The organism is Gaetbulibacter jejuensis, assembly GCF_039524015.1.
In the GTDB taxonomy this organism is placed as follows: Bacteria; Bacteroidota; Bacteroidia; order Flavobacteriales; family Flavobacteriaceae; genus Gaetbulibacter_B; species Gaetbulibacter_B jejuensis.
Genome location: NZ_BAAAGF010000002.1, coordinates 606469 through 624583 on the forward strand (window position 1 = coordinate 606469; position 18115 = coordinate 624583).

Annotated in this window: 20 protein-coding genes; 9 read left to right on the plus strand and 11 right to left on the minus strand. The window is 31.8% G+C overall.

What is annotated here, in order from left to right; translation table 11 throughout:
- The first annotated feature begins 1 nt into the window (after position 1).
- The gene (locus ABD011_RS09310; protein WP_335975316.1) at positions 2-550 is read left to right on the plus strand and encodes a 1-acyl-sn-glycerol-3-phosphate acyltransferase; all 549 of its coding nucleotides are present in this window, start codon (positions 2-4) and stop codon (positions 548-550) included.
- 133 nt (positions 551-683) lie between these two features.
- On the opposite strand, the gene ABD011_RS09315 is transcribed toward ABD011_RS09310, so the two are convergent.
- Positions 684-1151, minus strand: a complete 468-nt coding sequence (locus ABD011_RS09315; protein ID WP_343797702.1) for a nuclear transport factor 2 family protein — start codon at positions 1149-1151, stop codon at positions 684-686.
- A gap of 110 nt (positions 1152-1261) precedes the next feature.
- Between ABD011_RS09315 and ABD011_RS09320 the strand changes: the two genes are divergently transcribed.
- Positions 1262-2296 carry a hypothetical protein gene (locus tag ABD011_RS09320; RefSeq protein ID WP_343797704.1) on the plus strand — a complete coding sequence of 345 codons (1035 nt, stop codon included), beginning with the start codon at positions 1262-1264 and terminating at the stop codon, positions 2294-2296.
- A gap of 98 nt (positions 2297-2394) precedes the next feature.
- Here the strand turns inward: ABD011_RS09320 and ABD011_RS09325 are convergent, their stop codons facing one another.
- The gene (locus ABD011_RS09325) at positions 2395-2949 is read right to left on the minus strand and encodes a thioredoxin family protein (RefSeq protein WP_343797706.1); all 555 of its coding nucleotides are present in this window, start codon (positions 2947-2949) and stop codon (positions 2395-2397) included.
- 38 nt (positions 2950-2987) lie between these two features.
- Here ABD011_RS09325 and ABD011_RS09330 point away from each other — a divergent pair, with 38 nt between their 5' ends.
- Genes ABD011_RS09330 through ABD011_RS09340 form a run of 3 tightly spaced genes read left to right on the plus strand, consistent with a single transcriptional unit; the run spans position 2988 to position 5267 of the window.
- Positions 2988-3326, plus strand: coding sequence for a tRNA-binding protein (locus tag ABD011_RS09330; protein WP_343797708.1), 339 nt, complete (start codon positions 2988-2990; stop codon positions 3324-3326).
- 1 nt (position 3327) lies between these two features.
- A complete protein-coding gene (locus ABD011_RS09335) occupies positions 3328-4242 on the plus strand; it encodes a bile acid:sodium symporter family protein (protein WP_343797710.1) in 915 nt (304 codons plus the stop codon).
- The gene (locus tag ABD011_RS09340) at positions 4239-5267 is read left to right on the plus strand and encodes a lysophospholipid acyltransferase family protein (protein WP_343797712.1); all 1029 of its coding nucleotides are present in this window, start codon (positions 4239-4241) and stop codon (positions 5265-5267) included. Before ABD011_RS09335 ends, ABD011_RS09340 begins: the two co-directional genes overlap by 4 nt.
- On the opposite strand, the gene ABD011_RS09345 is transcribed toward ABD011_RS09340, so the two are convergent.
- The 3 genes from ABD011_RS09345 to ABD011_RS09355 all read right to left on the minus strand — a co-directional run bounded on the left by ABD011_RS09345 (position 5262) and on the right by ABD011_RS09355 (position 10077).
- Positions 5262-7763 carry a M14 family metallopeptidase gene (locus ABD011_RS09345; RefSeq protein WP_343797714.1) on the minus strand — a complete coding sequence of 834 codons (2502 nt, stop codon included), beginning with the start codon at positions 7761-7763 and terminating at the stop codon, positions 5262-5264. The genes ABD011_RS09340 and ABD011_RS09345 overlap by 6 nt on opposite strands.
- A gap of 83 nt (positions 7764-7846) precedes the next feature.
- Positions 7847-8245: a PUR family DNA/RNA-binding protein gene (locus ABD011_RS09350; protein ID WP_131506564.1), complete on the minus strand. Its 399-nt coding sequence runs from the start codon at positions 8243-8245 to the stop codon at positions 7847-7849.
- Positions 8246-8316: 71 nt separating this feature from the next.
- Positions 8317-10077, minus strand: a complete 1761-nt coding sequence (locus tag ABD011_RS09355; protein ID WP_343797716.1) for an ABC transporter ATP-binding protein — start codon at positions 10075-10077, stop codon at positions 8317-8319.
- Between the two features lie 135 nt (positions 10078-10212).
- Between ABD011_RS09355 and ABD011_RS09360 the strand changes: the two genes are divergently transcribed.
- The 4 genes from ABD011_RS09360 to yajC all read left to right on the plus strand — a co-directional run bounded on the left by ABD011_RS09360 (position 10213) and on the right by yajC (position 13235).
- Positions 10213-11316 (plus strand): Glu/Leu/Phe/Val family dehydrogenase, encoded by a 1104-nt coding sequence (locus ABD011_RS09360; protein WP_134201345.1) that lies wholly within the window; start codon positions 10213-10215, stop codon positions 11314-11316.
- Between the two features lie 105 nt (positions 11317-11421).
- Positions 11422-12366 (plus strand): transcription antitermination factor NusB, encoded by a 945-nt coding sequence (nusB, locus tag ABD011_RS09365; protein WP_343797719.1) that lies wholly within the window; start codon positions 11422-11424, stop codon positions 12364-12366.
- Positions 12367-12440: 74 nt separating this feature from the next.
- The gene (locus ABD011_RS09370; protein WP_129761826.1) at positions 12441-12938 is read left to right on the plus strand and encodes a DUF1573 domain-containing protein; all 498 of its coding nucleotides are present in this window, start codon (positions 12441-12443) and stop codon (positions 12936-12938) included.
- Positions 12939-12944: 6 nt separating this feature from the next.
- Entirely contained in the window at positions 12945-13235 is a 291-nt protein-coding gene (gene yajC / locus ABD011_RS09375; RefSeq protein ID WP_129761827.1) for a preprotein translocase subunit YajC, read from the plus strand.
- Positions 13236-13319: 84 nt separating this feature from the next.
- Here yajC and ABD011_RS09380 read toward each other — a convergent pair whose 3' ends face one another.
- The 6 genes from ABD011_RS09380 to ABD011_RS09405 form a co-directional block, all read right to left on the minus strand.
- Positions 13320-13916 carry a YdeI/OmpD-associated family protein gene (locus tag ABD011_RS09380; protein WP_343797723.1) on the minus strand — a complete coding sequence of 199 codons (597 nt, stop codon included), beginning with the start codon at positions 13914-13916 and terminating at the stop codon, positions 13320-13322.
- Positions 13917-13919: 3 nt separating this feature from the next.
- On the minus strand, positions 13920-14570 hold the full coding sequence (locus ABD011_RS09385) for a hypothetical protein (protein WP_343797725.1): 651 nt from the start codon (positions 14568-14570) through the stop codon (positions 13920-13922).
- Positions 14571-14726: 156 nt separating this feature from the next.
- Entirely contained in the window at positions 14727-15746 is a 1020-nt protein-coding gene (locus ABD011_RS09390) for an alpha/beta hydrolase family protein (protein ID WP_343797727.1), read from the minus strand.
- Between the two features lie 89 nt (positions 15747-15835).
- A complete protein-coding gene (locus ABD011_RS09395) occupies positions 15836-16696 on the minus strand; it encodes a helix-turn-helix domain-containing protein (protein WP_343797729.1) in 861 nt (286 codons plus the stop codon).
- A 102-nt stretch (positions 16697-16798) separates the two neighbouring features.
- Positions 16799-17479 carry a hypothetical protein gene (locus ABD011_RS09400; RefSeq protein ID WP_343797731.1) on the minus strand — a complete coding sequence of 227 codons (681 nt, stop codon included), beginning with the start codon at positions 17477-17479 and terminating at the stop codon, positions 16799-16801.
- Positions 17480-17517: 38 nt separating this feature from the next.
- Positions 17518-17934, minus strand: a complete 417-nt coding sequence (locus ABD011_RS09405; protein WP_131506573.1) for a hypothetical protein — start codon at positions 17932-17934, stop codon at positions 17518-17520.
- Positions 17935-18115 lie beyond the last annotated feature (181 nt).

Below are 18115 nucleotides of genomic sequence, written 5' to 3' on the forward strand. Positions count from 1 at the left end.
TATGCGTTGGCTAGCCAAATTTATATATTTTAAACTCCTTGGCTGGAAAGTAGTAGGTAATGTTAATATGTCTAGAGATACAGTAAAAAAGGCAATTATTATTGCTGTACCTCATACCAGTTGGCATGACTTTTATATAGGTGTTTTACTTCGTAAGGTTTTAAATATAAAAACCAATTTTATAGCTAAAAAAGAATTGTTTGTTGGTCCTATTGGTTGGTACTTAAAAGCCATTGGTGGTGCTCCAATTGATAGACAAACTAAAGAAAATAAAGTTGAAGCTATTGCAAAACTTTTTGCTCAAAAAGAAGAGTTTAGAATGACTCTTGCTCCAGAAGGTACTAGAAAAAAAGTAGATAAATGGAAAACAGGTTTTTACTACATAGCTAAAGAAGCCAAAGTACCTATTATTATGTTTACACTAGATTTTGGAAAGAAAGAGAATAGAATTTCAGAACCGTTTTATCCTTCTGATGATATGGAAGCAGACTTTGAGTTTATGCATAATTTTTACAAAGGTGTAGTAGGTAAGAAACCTGAATACTCTTAGTTTTGGCATAAAATTTGAATATAACTAAGCAATAGTCAAGCTGAAACATAAAGTAAACTATTCAAGTCCCTAAAAAGAAACAGTTTTTGCTATTAATTCAAAGCTACTTCACAGTAAATGGAGTAGCTTTTTTTTAATTAACATTACTTTCAAATTTATCTAACAATTTATTGGTTTGCAGTTGTAGTTTCTTTTTGAAAAACCCAGTACTACCCAATAAAAAGCCTTTAAAACCCATAGCTTCCTGCGACCATTTATGAAGATTAAATGTATCAATATGGCGTATGATTTTTCCATCTTTAAATTTAAACTCAGCATCAATTTTATTATGTACTTTTCTACCTGTTTTACTAAAAGTGTAATAGGCTTCCCAATGCGCTTTACCAGTTTGCTCATTGGCTTCAATGTTTGAAAATTCAATTTTAAAGTCTTTCCCTTTTTGTGAAGCACAAAGCATTCGCCACATGTTTTTTGCTCTGTTTTTTTGTAACACTCCAAAAGCAGGATCTTCAAAAGTAATATCGTCGTGGTAACAAGACACCATGGTTTCTGCATCTAGATTATTGAATGCCTTATAAAATGTTTCTATTGTGTGTTGCATACAATCAGTTTTAAGCTTTAGTAAATGTAATCTTTAATTTTTAAAAAAATTTTAAAACCGCTTTTTATAAAATTACGTAGGTATACTAATAACAATAAAATTTTAAACACATGAAACGATTTAATTCATTAAAATTAGTAGTCTTAATCACTGCTTTATCAACTTTTGTTTTCTCATGTAGTGATGACGATGACAATAGTAATCCTACAATGGAAACGTCAGTATATTTATTAGCTTCAAATAATTCTGATGGAAACATAAACATTTACGATGTTACCGATGGAAGCAACGTTACTACAAAAACACTTATTACAACTTCTGTAGCGGCTGATGGTATTTACTATGACCAATCTGATGATGCAGTTATTCAGGCTTCACGTTCTAATTTAGGATTAGAGGGAGTGACTAATATTTCAACTATTACTAGCGGAACTTCAGTAGGAGTAGATATTATGGGAACTCAAGATATGTCTAGTCCTAGAGAGGTTGCTGTAAATGGAAATTTTTATGTTGTGGCTGATAATGCTGATGTTGATGGTGACACCAACACGCCTGATGGTAGATTGTATATCTATTCTAAAAACGGAAGTAGTTTTACTTTAAGAAATGTAATTACAACCGATTTTAAACTTTGGGGAATTACATTTTATAACAACGATTTATATGCTGTAGTTGATGCTACAGGTGAGTTAGCAGTATTTACAAACTTTTTATCTAACACTACTGATGCTATGTTATCAGCATCAAAGCGAGTAGTTATTGAAGGTATTGTAAGAACACACGGTTTAACTTATGATGCTACTACAGATACTATGGTAATGACTGATATTGCTTCGGCTATGAATGGTCAAGATGATGGAGGGTTTCATATTATTGAAAACTTTACATCTAAGTTTAATGGTGTGTCTAATGGAGGAACATTGGCTATGAGTCTACAAATTAGAGTTGCTGGTAGTGCAACAATGCTAGGTAACCCTGTTGATGTAGCTTATGATAGTGAAACAGAAACAGTTTATATTGCTGAAGCTGGTAATAATGGTGGACGTATTTTAGCATTTAATAATATTGGTACAGGAGGAAATATAGCACCTGTTTTAAACAATAGTTTGGCTGCTGCATCTTCAGTATATCTATATAAAAACTAAATCTTTCTTTGATTAACTTTTGGTTAAAATTGCTATGAGAAAGACGAAAGGCTATCAATATTTTGATAGCCTTTTTTTTTGTTATGTTTTTTTATCTACTACTTCCACTTAATATTACAGCCTATACTTGGTTTTTGCAGCTCATTAATAGGTTTTTGAGCTAAAAGCGCATCTAGAGCAGCTCTAATGTCACTTCCTGTAACATCAATGTCATTTCCTGGTCTAGAGTCGTCTAGTTGTCCTCTGTAAACTAATTTTAAATCTTTGTCAAACACATAAAAATCTGGAGTGCATGCAGCATCATAAGCTTTAGCGACTGCTTGTGTTTGGTCAAATAAATATGGGAAAATAAAGTCTTGCTCAATGGCATTACTTCTCATAAGTTCAGGTCTGTCTTGTGGATAGTTTTCAATATCATTACTGGAAATGGCAACACAGTTTACACCTTTAGAAATGTAATCTTTTGCCAATTGAGATAATTGCGGATTCACATGCTTTACAAAAGGACAGTGGTTGCATATAAACATTATTAAAGTAGCATTAACACCTTTTAATTCATCGAGTGACATTTGCAAACCACTTACACTATCTTGTAGTTTAAAATTTGGAGCTTTGGTTCCTAAGGGTAACATATTTGATGGAGTTCTTGCCATTTATTTGTGATTTTAGTTTTATAACGTATTTTTAACCTATGGATAATACTATAATAACTTTTGAAGACTTTTCCAAAGTGGATATTCGTGTGGGAACCATAATTGAGGTTAATGATTTTCCAAATGCACATCGACCAGCATACCAATTAACGATTGATTTTGGTGATTTGGGTATTAAAAAGTCTTCCGCACAAATTACAACATTATATACAAAACCGGAATTGCTTAACCGACAAATTCTAGCCGTAGTTAACTTCCCAAAAAAGCAAATCGCAAACTTTATGAGCGAATGTTTGTTGTTGGGAGCTGTTAATGGAAAGGATGTCATTTTGTTAAACCCTGAACAAAAGGTTAAAAATGGCGAAACAGTAGCCTAATATGATAAAGCAGCTAGACGACGTACAAATACAATTTAATAGTAATGAGCTTTGGGTTTTAAACCTAGCTTTAGCTGTGGTAATGTTTGGTGTAGCTTTAGGTATTTCGGTGAGTGATTTTAAGCGTTTGTTAAAACAGCCAAAAATAGTATTGGTAGGGCTATTGTCACAATTTGTAGCTTTACCATTACTAACGTTTTTGATTATTATTTGCATAAAACCACAACCCAGTATTGCCTTAGGAATGATGATGGTTGCTGCATGTCCTGGAGGAAATATATCAAACTTTATGACGCATTTGGCTAATGGGAACACAGCATTATCAGTGAGTTTAACAGCTTTTGGGACATTGATGGCTATTGTGATTACACCTATTAATTTTCAACTCTACGGAAACTTATATCAGCCAACTGCCGAAATACTAAAAAGTGTTCAGCTACAACCATTTCAGTTGGTAAAACTAGTCTTGTTAATTCTTGGAATACCTTTAGTCTTAGGAATGTTTTTAAGGCACAAAAATAAAGCCTTAGCTGATAGATTATCAAAACTGTTAAAACCTATATCAATACTTGTATTTGCTGCAATTGTGGTTATTGCCTTTACAAATAATCTAGAAGTTTTTAATAACTATATACATTACGTGCTTCTCATTGGGATTGCACATAATTTACTAGCAATACTTTTAGGATTTTTCATAGCCAAGGGGTTTAGACTAACATTTAGAGACCAAAAAACAATTGCTATTGAAACAGGAATCCAAAACTCAGGGTTAGGGTTGTTACTCATCTTTACCTTTTTTAGTGGGTTAGGAGGTATGGCTATTATGGCAGCCTTCTGGGGAATTTGGCATATTGTTTCAGGGTTATTATTGGCTTTCTTTTGGTCTTACAAACCTTCTAAAGCAACAGCAGTTTGAAAATATTATGGTTGCATATTGTTAGAGCTTATTTAAGTTTGGGCTTGTTTTTTTATTTCAAGACCATTAAAGTTGTACATGCTGAAAATGTGCCTAAAAATGGAGCTGTTTTATTTTTGGGAAACCATCAAAATGCCTTATTGGATGCGCTATTGATTGCTGTAAAAAGTGGACGCTTCTCGTACTTTTTAACGCGAGCAAGTGTATTTAAAAAGAAAGTGATTGCAAGCATTTTAAAGAGCTTATTAATGCTTCCTGTGTATAGAGTTAGAGATGGCTGGAGCAATATTTCTAAAAACAATTCGGTTTTTTCAATGTGTGCTAATTTATTAAATAAAGGAGAAGCCATTACTGTTTTTCCTGAAGGAAATCATAGCTTAAAACGACGTGTTAGACCTTTGAGCAAAGGATTTACTAGAATGGTTTTTGAAGCGTTACAGCATAATCCTGAGTTACAAGTTAAAATGCTTCCTGTAGGTTTTAATTACTCCAATCCAACACGTTTTGGTAGCAGTGTATCATTAAACTTTGGAACTCCAATTTTAGTGACTTCTGAAGTTATAAAAAGTGTAGAGGAAAGCACTAAATCTCTAAAAACAAAAGTATTTAATCAGCTTTGTGAGCTTACCACTCATATCTCAGAAGCAAACTACGAAAACGACATAAAGACATTAAATGATTTACAAGTTGACTTTTTACAACCGACAAGTGTTAATGCTTGTATAGCTAGTCATTTTGAAAATTGTAAACTAGCAAAACCTAACCGATTTTCAATATTTAAATCGTTTTTTAAACTGCTTTTAATTATTCATCTATTTCCACCTTACCTCATTTGGAAGTTCGTAATAGAACCAAAAATTAAAGAAGCAGAATTTATAGACACCTTTCGTTTTGCTATTGCTATAACTTTAGTGCCAATTTACATGGTAATAGTTGTTGTTTTATTATCAATGTTGAGTTTTAAACTAGCAATATCTTGGTTTCTATTTGTTTTAGGAACAGCACTTTTTTCAGTTAAACTATAGTTGCTCTCTAAAAAAGATGGTATTTAACAATAGCTTGTTTGTACCATACCAAAACGCTCTAAAATTAGTGTTGTCTGTAAAAACAGCTACATTGCCACGTCTTAAACGTTGCACTTTAAAAGGAACTGTTAACGATAAACTATCTAGATTGGATTGTGAAATATAACCACTCAACAAAGGGTTTTTAGTATACTGAATTGGATTGTTGTAACTCTGTTTATCAGCTGAAACAAACAACGTCGTATTTCTAAACATAGCTAGCTTATCATTTTTATAACCAAAATTCACTGGATGCGAACGATCTAATTTTGTTTCAAAAATGGCTCCTCCAATAACCTGAGCACCATTATAATCACTACGTTCTTCAAATGAAATGTTTGTTGCAGTACGTTCTACAGTTTTAAAGTTTAGTTTTAAAAATTCGTTGTTGTTCAACCAACGTAAAGCATATCTGTAACCAATTAAAGTCCCTCCATTTTCCACCCAAGTTTTTAAAGCTTTAGCATCAGCACCATTTAAAGATCCACTTGGTAAAATTATAGTATTGTAACGATCAAGATTGGTACGTTGTAAAGACCTTGTGTCTAGTTTTGTTACAGTTATATCAAAGCGTTGGTCAAATAAGTGCCACAATTCTCCAGCATCATAAGAAGTGATGCCATCTCCAACGATTAGTGCTATTTTAGGTTGTTCCAAAGTTCTAAATTTACCACTACCTAAATCAATTCCTTCGGTAAGTCCTGTTGAAACAGCATTAATAGTTATATGGCTTTCTTTGGCAATTTCATTTAAAAACGAATACAACTCATCTGCATTTTTAGATTGATTTTGAACAGGAATAAGTATGGTTCCATAATCATAATCAGTGTTTTGTAATGAAAAAGGTTGCATAGCTACTTTGGCTCTAATACCAGATTTTAAAATAGCGTTAAGTGCTTTTGGAGCATAGTATTCATGCCATTGCATAAGATAAGCATAGTTGCTTTTAGCTGTAACCTTTCCTGGTTTCATAGTGAGTTGAGTAACTTCTTCTCCTAAGTGTGAAGTTGAAACATTTTCAGCATAATCTACATTAAAAGCTAAAGGAAATGTCCATGCCGAAATATCATAAAACAAGCTATCGGTAAACGTAGTTCGCTTTTCAAACATTGCATTAATTAAACGTGTGTTTTTTTGATTTTTAGGAACAATATAACTGTAGCCTTTTTTAAACGATTTTCCATCAGCTTTAAAATCAGATTTTATATTGTAAAAGGTTATGTTTTGACGTTTTAAAATTTCAGCTAAATGATAGGTTCTTGCAGCATCTTTTTCGTCACCAAATACAATAGCTTTACCATTTTCTTTAGCAGCTTCTTCTCGTGCGTCTTTATAAAAATTATGCTGATAGGTCAATAATTCTTCTCGCATACTTTCAGCAGCTTCTAGAGTAGATAAAGCAGCAGTAAATTGATTTCTTATTGTAAACGGAAAAGTTAACAATCCGTTAGCACTTTCTTGTATATGTCCTCGCGAACTAGCTTGTTCAAACAAAATACCAATGCCTCCATTTATATCAGGAAAAGTTGATCCTTTTCCATAGTAAAAATCATCAAAATTTTCTTCGGTATAGTATAATGAGCCTATTTTATCTAAAGCTTTAGCATGATAATTTCCAATTTTTTTGGTAAGCTCTTGATTTAATTTAGGTGTTAAAGGATGTGTTCTCGAAGGGATTCCTGGTTGAAAGAAGAAGGTAGAGTTAGTTCCCATTTCATGATGGTCAGTTAAAATATTTGGTAACCACTTATGAAATGTAGCAATTCGCGCTCTCGATTCTGGTAACTGAACTGGTAACCAATCTCTATTCATGTCAAACCAATAGTGGTTGGTTCTTCCACCAGGCCATACTTCGCGATACTCTCTGTCGTTTGGGTCTGGATTTAAGTTTTTACCTCTATTGGTATTTGCCCAATAGGCAAAACGTTGTAAACCATCTGGATTAAAAGCAGGATCAAGCAAAATAACACTTTCATCTAATAACTGTTTTACAGCATCACTTTCAGCAGCAGCAAGATAGTAAGCAACCAAAAGTGCAGCATTAGAACCACTTGGTTCGTTACCATGTATTGAAAACCCTTGATACACTACTATTGGTCTGTTTGCAGTACTTACAGTGTTACTTTCAGTAGCAGCAATGTGAGCGTTCTGTATTTCTGAAAGATTACTATGATTTTCAGGAGAAGTTATAGTAAGTAGGAGTAAAGGTCTGTCTTCATAAGTAGAACCTCTATTTTCTATATGCACTCTATTTGAAGCTTCTGCTAACGCATACATATACTGCACAAGTTTATCATGTGTTACATGCCATTCGCCAACTTCATGCCCAATTACCGATTGTGGTGTAGGTATATCAGGATTATAAGTTGTGTTTTGTGGTAAATAATAGTCTAAATTGGTTTGTGCTTGTAGGTTAAATGCTAAAACAAAAAAGAGTAGTGAGTATAAAAATTTCATAAGGATTGTGTTAGTGTATAAATATAAAAAAACCGCTACTGTATTAGTAACGGTTTAATGTATTTTAACAAAAGATGTTGTGTTTATATATCTTCAAAGTTAACATCTGTAAAGCTTTCTGTAGATTTAGAAACATTTATAGTTTCTCCACCTTCTTCAATATCAGCATTGCTGTAATCGTCTTTTTTGAAATCTTTTTGATGACGCTCGCTTATAACTTCATCACCTTTTTCGTCGATGATGTATGAGGTCATTTCATTTAATATTTCATTGAACTCAGCAAAATCTTCTTTGTATAAATAGATTTTGTGTTTTTTGTAGTGAAAAGAACCGTCGTCATTAGTGAATTTTTTACTCTCAGTTATTGTTAAGTAGTAATCTCCTGCTTTAGTAGCTCTCACATCAAAAAAATAAGTACGTCTTCCTGCTCTTAATACTTTAGAAAAAATTTCTTCTTTTTCCATCATTCCGTGGTCACTCATAGATTTTAAATTAATAAATTAGTTATGTTAACGTTTCAAAAATCTAAAAAAAAAGAATAGTAACCAACAAATTATGATATTTCTTTTTCTGTAAGCTGCTTTAAATAGAGCTCTTTGTAGTAACCGTCAGAGTTTAAGAGTGTTTCGTGAGAGCCAGATTGAATAATTTTACCATCATCTAAGACAATAACTTTGTCAGCGTTTTTAGCAGAAGAAATTCTATGGCTTACTATGATTGTGGTTTTACCTTCTGAAACTTTACTAAGATTTTTAAGTATTTTCTCTTCAGTTTCAGTATCTACAGCAGATAAGCAATCATCAAACAATAATATTTTTGGAGATTTTATAATAGCTCTAGCAATAGAAACACGTTGTTTTTGACCACCAGAAAGCGTTATACCTCTTTCGCCTAAAACTGTATCGTATCCTTTGCTAAACTTTTTAATGTTTTTGTGTACATCAGCATTTTTTGCAGCATTAATAACGTCTTCGTCAGTAGCATTTTCTTTACCAAACATAATATTGTTTTTAATGGTATCAGAAAATAAAAAAGCATCTTGTGGCACGTAACCTATACTATTTCTTAAATCATTAAGATTGAGCATATCAATAGGTTTGTCATCAATAGTAATACTACCTTGATTGATGTCATACAAACGACCAATAAGGTCTAAAACAGTTGATTTTCCTGATCCTGTTTTACCAAGTATAGCAAGAGTTTCACCTTTTTTGAGCGAAAAACTAATGCCTTTTAATGCTTCAATATTAGTGTCAGGATACGTGAAAGATACATTACTGAATTCAATATTACCTTCAACAGTAGTATGCTCTTGTGTATTGTTTTTTATGGTTGGTTCTTGCTTTAAAAACTCATTTATACGTTTTTGAGAAGCTTCAGCACGTTGTACTACCGAAGTTACCCAACCTACAGTTGCAACAGGCCAAGTAAGAAGGTTTACATATATAATAAATTTAGCGATGACACCTAAACTTTCTATTTCCCCATCGATATATTGTTTACCACCAATATAAATTACAATGATGTTACTTAATCCAATTAAAAAAATCATTAAAGGAAAAAACAACGCTTGTACCTTGGTAAGGTTTATGTTTTTCTCTCTACTTTCGGTAGATAAGGTATCAAAATCAGCATTTACTTGCTCTTCTATACCATACGACTTTATAACACTAACACCACTAAACGATTCCTGTGTAAAGGTTGATAATTTTGAAAGCCATACTTGTACAATTGTACTACGTTTATGTATGGTTTTGCTTAAAACATAAATAAGGTAGGATAAAACTGGTAGTGGAATAATAGTATATAGTGTTAGTAATGGCGCAGACTTAAACATTAAAAACAAGGCAATAACAAATAATGTTAGCGTGTTGATGCTATACATAATTGCTGGTCCAGCATATTCGCGAGCTTTACCAACATCTTCACTTATGCGACTCATAAGGTCGCCTGTTCTGTTGGATTTATAAAAGTCTAACGACAGACGTTGATATTGTTGATAAACTTCGTTTTTTAAATCAAACTCAATATATCTTGATACATTGATAATGGTTTGTCGCATTAAAAAAGTAAAAATGCCTCCAATAACCGCAGCACCAACAATGTAAAGAATGTTGATGAGAAGTTCTCGTTTTACAACAGCCATATCAGTAATAATACCTTTTCGGTATTCATCAATAACATCAACCGATGAACCTACAAGCTCTGGTGTAAACAATAGAAAGATACGAGCAACTATAGTAATTATAACTCCTGATAGAAGTTTGTATCTGTATTTGTAAAAGTATTTATTGAGATGTTGTAATTCTTTCATTTAAGGATTGCAAAGATTTAATAATCGTTACTATGTAATTTTAGTCGGATAATTTTGCGAATACTTTAATATTAAGTTATTTTTGCACGCTGTTTTTAGACAAACTAAAAAAGCTATAAAATTAATAAAAATATAATGATATCAGACGTCATAAGTTCTAAAGAACTTTCAAAGGTTGATCCTGTTTTTGGTCAAGTATCTTTTGACAATCACGAGCAAGTTGTGTTTTGCAACGACAAAGATACTGGTTTAAAAGCAATAATTGGAATTCATAACACAGTTTTAGGTCCAGCACTTGGTGGAACTAGAATGTGGAATTATAACAACGAGTGGGAAGCACTTAACGATGTGTTGAGATTGTCTAGAGGTATGACCTTTAAATCGGCAATTACTGGTTTAAACCTAGGTGGTGGAAAAGCAGTAATTATTGGAGATGCTAAAACCCAAAAAACTCCTGAACTTATGAAAAAGTTTGGTGAGTTTGTTCACTCTTTAAGTGGTCGTTATATTACTGCTGAAGATGTAGGTATGGAAACTTCAGACATGGATACAGTAAGAGAAGTAACACCTTACGTAACTGGAATTTCTGAAAGTATTGGAGGAGCAGGTAACCCATCACCAATTACAGCTTATGGTGTATTTATGGGAATGAAAGCAGCTGCCAAGTTTAAGTTTGGTTCAGATGTTTTAGAAGACAAAACCATCTTTGTACAAGGAATTGGGAATGTTGGTGAAGCTTTAGTAGAGCATTTGGTTAACGAAGGAGCTAACGTAACTATTAGTGATATTAGTAAAGAGCGTTTAGAAAGCATTAGAGACAGATATGGTGTAACTATTTACAACGGTAACGATTTGTATAGTGAAACTATGGATATTTATGCACCTTGTGCTTTAGGAGCTACTATAAACAATGATACTATTCATAAATTACAAGCTAAAGTAATTGCAGGAGCAGCAAACAACCAATTAGAGATTGAAGAGGTTCATGGTAAAATACTTCAAGAAAGAGGTATTGTGTACGCTCCAGATTTCTTAATTAATGCTGGTGGAATTATTAATGTTTACGCAGAATTGGAAAACTACGGAAAACCAGAAATTATGCGTAAAACAGAGAATATCTACAATACCACTTTAGAAATTCTTAAAAAAGCAGAACACGATGGTATCACAACCAACAGAGCTGCTTTAGATATCGCTCAAGAGCGTATCGAGACTAGAAAAAGAGAAAACGCAAAATAATTTAACAGTTACCAGCATTTAGTTTCGGTAATGAATAAATAATACTATTTTTGTGAGGCGAAAAGGTAAAGCTTTTCGCCTCTTAATTTTAACGTTCTTTATAATATGCTTAACAGAAGACATATTCGTATCAAGGTCATGCAAACCATTTATGCATTTAATGGTTCAGAAAGTTCTGACCTCAAAAAAGATGAAAAATTCCTGCTTCAAAGTTTAGATAGTATGTACGATTTGTACTTGGCTATTCTATCATTACTTATTGAAGTTCAAAAAAGAGCTGAAGACCACTTAGACAAAACACAAAAGAAGTTTTTAGCTACACATGAAGAAAAAAATCCTAATTCAAAGTTTGTAAACAATAGTATACTTTGTGCTTTAAGAGACAACGAAGCCCTAAAGGACGAACTAGAAAATCGTAAACTAAACTATTGGTATTTAGATTTTGAGTACATCGAAATCATTTTTAAAGCCATTTTAGAAAGTAAAATCTACAAAGACTATATGGCTACTAAAACTTCTAGTTTTAATGAAGATAAAGCTGTAATAGTTGATTTGTTTACTGAAATCATAGCGCCTAACGAAAAGCTATTTGATTACTTTGAAGACAAAAAGCTTACTTGGGTAGATGATTTACCAATAGTAAACACTAGCATATTAAAGTTGCTTAAAAAATGTAAGCCAGATGCTCCAGAAGCATTCTTTACACCAAGCTTGTACAAAGATTTAGACGATAAAGATTTTGCTACAGAGTTGTACAAAAAAACCGTTTTAAACACTACAGTTTATAACGATGAAATAGCAAACAAAACCAAAAACTGGGATGCTGAGCGTATCGCGAGTTTAGATTCGGTATTGTTAAGAATGGCAATTTGTGAGTTTCAAAAGTTTCCATCTATTCCAGTTAAAGTAACTATAAATGAGTATTTAGAGATTGCTAAAGAGTACTCAACACCTAAGAGTAGCATCTTTATAAATGGTGTTTTAGACAAAATTGTTAAAGAATACAAAACCGACGGGAAACTAAATAAAATAGGCAGAGGATTGATGTAATAAGAAATTATTAGTACCTTTATCTGCTGAAAAATGTAAAACATTTAAATAATAATTTTTAAAAATTTAACCCTATGAAAAAAGTGATCTTAAGTTTAAGCGCATTATGTATGGTAGCTTTTACTTCATGTAAGGAAGATGCAGCAAGCAAAGTGAAATCTGAAAATGTAGCTCAAGCTGCTGAAAGAGATGCAGTTGCTGGTGAACTTCCAGTGATTTCTTTTGAAGAAGCAGAACACGATTTTGGAACCATAGTTGATGGAACTCCAGTTGAAACAAAATTTAAATATACTAATACAGGTAAAGCACCATTAGTAGTTAGTAACATTAAAAGTACTTGTGGATGTACTGTACCTCAAGATTGGAGTAGAGAACCTTTAGCTCCAGGTGAGTCATCTGAATTTACTGTAAAATTCAATGGTAAAGGAAAAAACCAAATCACTAAAACTATTACTTTAACTACAAATACTGAAAAAGGTTCAGAGCAAGTTAAAATTAAAGCTTTTATTGAGCCAGATCCAAACGCTCCTCAAAAAGCAGCAGGTAGTGCAAGTATTAAGCAAGTAAACTAATAATTAATGGAAGGAATTTCTGGTTTTTTACCTTTTATAGCCATGTTTGTTGTGGTGTATTTCTTTATGATTGCACCTCAAATGAAACGAGCTAAACAGGAAAAAAAGTTTGCAAGCGAATTAAAAAGAGGAGATAAGGTTATTACCAAAAGTGGTATGCATGGTAAAGTTGTTGAATTAAACGACAAAGACAATAGCTGTGTCATTGAAACCTTAGCAGGAAAAATAAAATTTGAACGTTCAGCCATTTCAATGGAAATGAGCAAAAAGTTAAATGCTCCTGCAACTACTAAGTAACTTGCTTAAACAGTATAAAATAAAAAACTCCGAAGTAATCCTTCGGAGTTTTTTTATGTATTTATTCTAAACACCAAACACCAATTAGCAATTCTTATATTTATCATGTAAGCCAACACCTTTTAAAATCATTGGTGTAATTTTATCTAATCGGGTTTGTTTGGTAGCTTCTCTTTTAGCACTTTCAATATACTCACAGTATTCTCGTTGTTTACCAGGAGTTAAAGCTTTAAAACTAGTGTTAAGTTCACTATTGACTTTTAAAACTGTACTTAGTTCTTTTGGGATAATCACAGTTTTACCTTTACGTTCTGGTTTTAATTCTTTACCAAGCTTTTGGTTTTCTATAGCTTCTTTTACATAGGCTAATACAGCAGCTTTGTCAATATCTTCAATAGACTCAAAACGCATTTGCCGTAAAGCTTTTGTTTTTTCTTGAGCATTAACTAGTAGTTGTTGTTCATCTTTAAGAAACACACCATTAAAAAACCAAATACCAAAGTGCTGTTTAAAAGCACCTAAACCCACAACATTTTTACCGTTTAGGGAATACACAGGAGCACTCCATTTTAAACTTTCATCAAGTTGGGTGGAATTTATAAGGTCTCGTAATAAGGTTAAGGCATCACTAAAATGGCTATTGACTTCTATATATTCTTCTACTGAGGATACTTTTTTCATAGTTTAGTTATTATGTTTTACATATTCATAAATAGCGACACTTGTTATTGTTCCGTTAGCTTCGGTAGTTATTTTTGAAATATTTCCAGTGTTGTCCACACAGTAGGTACTTGTGGATATGTAATTACTTTTTTGATTATTTGTAAACACTAAGCTTTTACTTTCAATTAAAAATCCTTTTTCATCATATACGTTTTCAGTTTGAAGTCGTTTAGGGTTGTCTTTAACTCTCCAAACTTTAGTAATGTCACCTGCTTTGTTGTATTCGTACTCAAAAGCACCATTTTTACTGTATTGATTCTGTGGATTTTTATCACCAGATAAGTCAAATTCTTGGTCTACTCGCTTAATTTCTTTTCCTTTGGAATTATAGGAAATTAAAATTCGGGATGTATCATTAGGATATTCAAACTTGTAATGAGACTCTAAGGCTCCATTGGGTTGAAATCTTTTTTTCTCAATCATACGTCCATTTTTGTCATAAAGTTCCCAATCCCATAATCTTTTTTCATTTTGATGCTCAAGATCTAACAAGTAGATTTTAACTTCTTTTATTCCATTTTGTTTATATCTATCAGCTTCTTTTTTCCACATGCTTTGCGAAAAACTTGAAAAACTGATGATTAAAGCTAGAAATAGTATGGTTTTTTTCATGAGTTTGGTTTAAATGTTTTATGTGTGAAATGCAATAGATTACTATAATCTATTTTTCTGACAACAATATAACTTTTTTTTAAAGAAAAAGCGACTTGAGTTAATCCTCAAATCGCTTTTATCTCTATTATAGATAATGGTTTTTTGTCTGTTTGTTTAGCCCATGTATTTATCTAAAAAAGCAAGAACTTTCTCAGGATGTCTACCAAAATAGTTATAACCGTCTTTAAATCTAAAAGGTGTATTCTCTATCCAATGAAGTTCTTTTTCTTCACTTCCTAAAAGATCAAATGTTTTTTGGCCATCTTCAGGGTTTTTAGTCCAAGCATCGTCTTTTACTTGAATCATAAATACTGGCATTTTTACATTTGGTGCTGCTGTATGTGGTGTCATTTCATCCATTAACCATCCGCCCATTTTTAGTAATTCAAAATCTACTAAATCTAAATATTGACTTACACCTTGCAATCCAGAAAATGCTTCATAAATGGCTCTCATAGAAACAACCATAGGACTTACCATACATTTTACATTTTTAAACAAATCAGGACGACGACTAATGGCTTCGTATTGCGAATTTCCACCCATACATTGACTATATAAAGCCACTTTCATTTTGCTTAATCTAGGATGATTATCTACATATTGCTTTACACCTGCACAATCTCTCCATTCTAATTGACCAATACCACTTACTCCATTGTTTGATGACCCACTTCGTCCGTGGTTTCTAATATCATAAGCTAAAACATTATATCCAGCATCAGTTAAATGTTTCATTTGTATTACAAAATCAATCTCAACATTATCATATCCGCTAAAAGGTAACCCAAAATGACCTTGAAACCCAGAACGACACATAGGTAACGCGTGATTAAATATTACTAATTTGTCACTTTCGCCTCCTTTTGCAGGAATGTACCAACCATCTAATGGCACACCATCAATACCGTGAAGGAAAACGTCTTCCCAACCAATCATTCCGTAATCATCTGGTGTTTTATGAATAACACTTCTAAAAGGTTTACAAACATTAGCTAAACCTACTACTTTTTCGTAATCTGCTTCTGAAATTTCATTCAACTGTCTAACAGCATTCTCCATTCGCTCTTTAGACATTCTAGATGTATGTGTAGAAGCTCTTTCGCTTCCAGCTAAATTTACTTGATTTTCCATTGTATTATATTTTTAGATTAACAATACAACAAAGATATAGACACATGTACTCTAGACACTTAAACAGATTACTTGAAGACTGAAACAAATTACTGTTTACGAAAAACAGTTGGTGTAACTCCTACCTCTTTTTTAAAAAATCGGGTGAAATATGTTGGGTAATCAAAGCCTAGGCTATAGGCTATTTCGCTAACAGATAATGAAGATTGTTTTAATTTTGTTTTAGCAATTTGTAAAATATAGTGTTGAATATAATTTTGTGCAGATTCACCTGTAAAATGCTTTATAACATCTCCAAAATAGTTTGAAGAAAGGTTTGCTTTTTTCGCAAAATAACTTACTGTTGGTAGTTTTTTAATATCTGTGGTATCGTTAAAATAAGACTCTAAATTTTCGCGAAAATCTTCAACTACATTATTATAAAGTAAGCTTCGAGTATCAAACTGTCTTTTGTAATATTTTTCAATGTAGGTTAATATTAAATTAGCGTAGGATGTTATAATTTCTTTTGAAAATTGTGCAGAACTGTATTCTGTATAAGCTTTCTCAAACAAGTCTAACAAAATTACTTTTTCTTCGTCTTTAACAAACAATGCTTCATGACTGTTATAATTCATAAAACTATATCGTTTTGCATAGTTGTCAAAATAATTAGAACTGATTAAGATGTTATAACCTGTCATAGGTTTTTCTAAATCCCATTCTATAGAATTGTTTGGTGCATCAAAATAAAGTAGTGACTCTGCATTATCAAAATCAGTTTGTCCATAGTTCATGTTTTTATCAAAGTCCAGTTTTAATGCCAAGAGGTAAAAGTCAATTTTTACTGGTTGTGACTTAAGAGGAACTTTACTTTTATCGTCATAGAGTACTATTAAAACATCCTCATCTTTAGAGTTGTCTATATTTAGATATTTAGCAAAATCTGGTATGTTGAATTTTTTGTTCACTAGTTTAATGTTCAAAGAGGTTTAAATTTACTTTAATAATACTAAAATTTAAATTTAGTGATAACTAACCCTAGTTGTTTAGTTGCCGATAACTTTATTAATCTAGTTGTTAAACTTTCTCTTCTCTTCTTCAATAGCTTGTTTAATAGCTAATTGAATGGCATGTTTTAAATTAGGATAGTTGGGTGGTGTTTTCCAATTACCAATAACTTCAACATTAAAAACCGTAAAGTTGTTATACAAAATAGAATTGTCTTTTAGGTTTATGATTTTAGATTCTATTCTACAATTTCCTAGTTTCTCTTCTTCAAAAATACCATCGTAGTTTACCAAAAGTCCATACTCAATAGTTACAATTAAAAGTTCATCAATGTCTTTACTTTGTAAAAATCTTAAATCATAATTAAAATACTGCTTCTTAGATTTTTTTGGTTTTTCAAACTCAACTAAATCTTCAGTTTTAAACTCGTAATCAATTTTTTTAATCGGTTTTCCTTTTTCTTGGTAAGTGTTAAAGTAAATGTTTTCAATGTCGCTAATAGGGTTAATTGTTTTGTCGACTAGTTCTAATGGTGCTCTAAACCGTTTAGTACCAGTTAACGCCATTTCTAATAAACTTTGGTCTCCAATAATTTCTGCTCTAATAGAGTCAGCTATAAAGAGTACTCCAACTTTGTTGGTGTTATCATAATAGGTTTTTGAAAGCGGAATAATTTTACTTTTACAGCTAGTAAACAAAAATAAACATATAAAAAAGACAACTATTATTCGACTAAATTTCATAGTGTAGGGTATGTAATAACAGTTTGTGTATGGTTTAATTAAGTTTCATATTCAGATTTATACAATTCCAAGAACTTAGAAGTTAAGAGACTTATTTCTTTTCTCTTTTTTAAATTAAAATTAATATATATAATCAGAAACGGTAAAACAAACAATGGTATTGGTGTAACCCAATTTCCATACATTAAAGATATTATTGAAAAAATAATTCCGATTCCAAGTGCTACTTTCACAACTATGTTTAGTGGAAATTTGAAGTCAAAACCCAACTCAAATTTGTTTTCATCGTTAAGAAATCCAATTATTCTGTATTGGTTTACAGATAGAATAGAAGGAAATTTTTTTCGTTCAAACTCTATTCTGTTTGGACTTATATTTCCGTCATAAAATCCATTCAGAATTAATTTATTCAGAATATTTAAAGATTTCTTATTATTTGAAATGGTTTCCTTCATTTCTCAAATTTTTGTAAAGGATACGTAATGTTGGTTAGCAATTATTTAACAAATAAAAAACCGGTAATGAACTACACATGTTGCTGTTAGCTGTTTTTTATTCATCAAGAATTTTTCTGATTTTCTCTTCTTTAGTCAATTTTGATTTATTTGAGTCAGTCATATTGCTCACAACTAATAA

What these genes read in the sequence shown, in the direction of transcription:
- ABD011_RS09310 (WP_335975316.1), top strand. Translation starts at nt 2, where the DNA reads ATGCGTTGGCTAGCCAAATTTATATATTTTAAACTCCTTGGCTGGAAA.
- ABD011_RS09315 (WP_343797702.1), bottom strand. Translation starts at nt 1,151, where the DNA reads ATGCAACACACAATAGAAACATTTTATAAGGCATTCAATAATCTAGAT.
- ABD011_RS09320 (WP_343797704.1), top strand. Translation starts at nt 1,262, where the DNA reads ATGAAACGATTTAATTCATTAAAATTAGTAGTCTTAATCACTGCTTTA.
- ABD011_RS09325 (WP_343797706.1), bottom strand. Translation starts at nt 2,949, where the DNA reads ATGGCAAGAACTCCATCAAATATGTTACCCTTAGGAACCAAAGCTCCA.
- ABD011_RS09330 (WP_343797708.1), top strand. Translation starts at nt 2,988, where the DNA reads ATGGATAATACTATAATAACTTTTGAAGACTTTTCCAAAGTGGATATT.
- ABD011_RS09335 (WP_343797710.1), top strand. Translation starts at nt 3,328, where the DNA reads ATGATAAAGCAGCTAGACGACGTACAAATACAATTTAATAGTAATGAG.
- ABD011_RS09345 (WP_343797714.1), bottom strand. Translation starts at nt 7,763, where the DNA reads ATGAAATTTTTATACTCACTACTCTTTTTTGTTTTAGCATTTAACCTA.
- ABD011_RS09350 (WP_131506564.1), bottom strand. Translation starts at nt 8,245, where the DNA reads ATGAGTGACCACGGAATGATGGAAAAAGAAGAAATTTTTTCTAAAGTA.
- ABD011_RS09355 (WP_343797716.1), bottom strand. Translation starts at nt 10,077, where the DNA reads ATGAAAGAATTACAACATCTCAATAAATACTTTTACAAATACAGATAC.
- ABD011_RS09360 (WP_134201345.1), top strand. Translation starts at nt 10,213, where the DNA reads ATGATATCAGACGTCATAAGTTCTAAAGAACTTTCAAAGGTTGATCCT.
- nusB (WP_343797719.1), top strand. Translation starts at nt 11,422, where the DNA reads ATGCTTAACAGAAGACATATTCGTATCAAGGTCATGCAAACCATTTAT.
- ABD011_RS09370 (WP_129761826.1), top strand. Translation starts at nt 12,441, where the DNA reads ATGAAAAAAGTGATCTTAAGTTTAAGCGCATTATGTATGGTAGCTTTT.
- yajC (WP_129761827.1), top strand. Translation starts at nt 12,945, where the DNA reads ATGGAAGGAATTTCTGGTTTTTTACCTTTTATAGCCATGTTTGTTGTG.
- ABD011_RS09380 (WP_343797723.1), bottom strand. Translation starts at nt 13,916, where the DNA reads ATGAAAAAAGTATCCTCAGTAGAAGAATATATAGAAGTCAATAGCCAT.
- ABD011_RS09385 (WP_343797725.1), bottom strand. Translation starts at nt 14,570, where the DNA reads ATGAAAAAAACCATACTATTTCTAGCTTTAATCATCAGTTTTTCAAGT.
- ABD011_RS09390 (WP_343797727.1), bottom strand. Translation starts at nt 15,746, where the DNA reads ATGGAAAATCAAGTAAATTTAGCTGGAAGCGAAAGAGCTTCTACACAT.
- ABD011_RS09400 (WP_343797731.1), bottom strand. Translation starts at nt 17,479, where the DNA reads ATGAAATTTAGTCGAATAATAGTTGTCTTTTTTATATGTTTATTTTTG.
- ABD011_RS09405 (WP_131506573.1), bottom strand. Translation starts at nt 17,934, where the DNA reads ATGAAGGAAACCATTTCAAATAATAAGAAATCTTTAAATATTCTGAAT.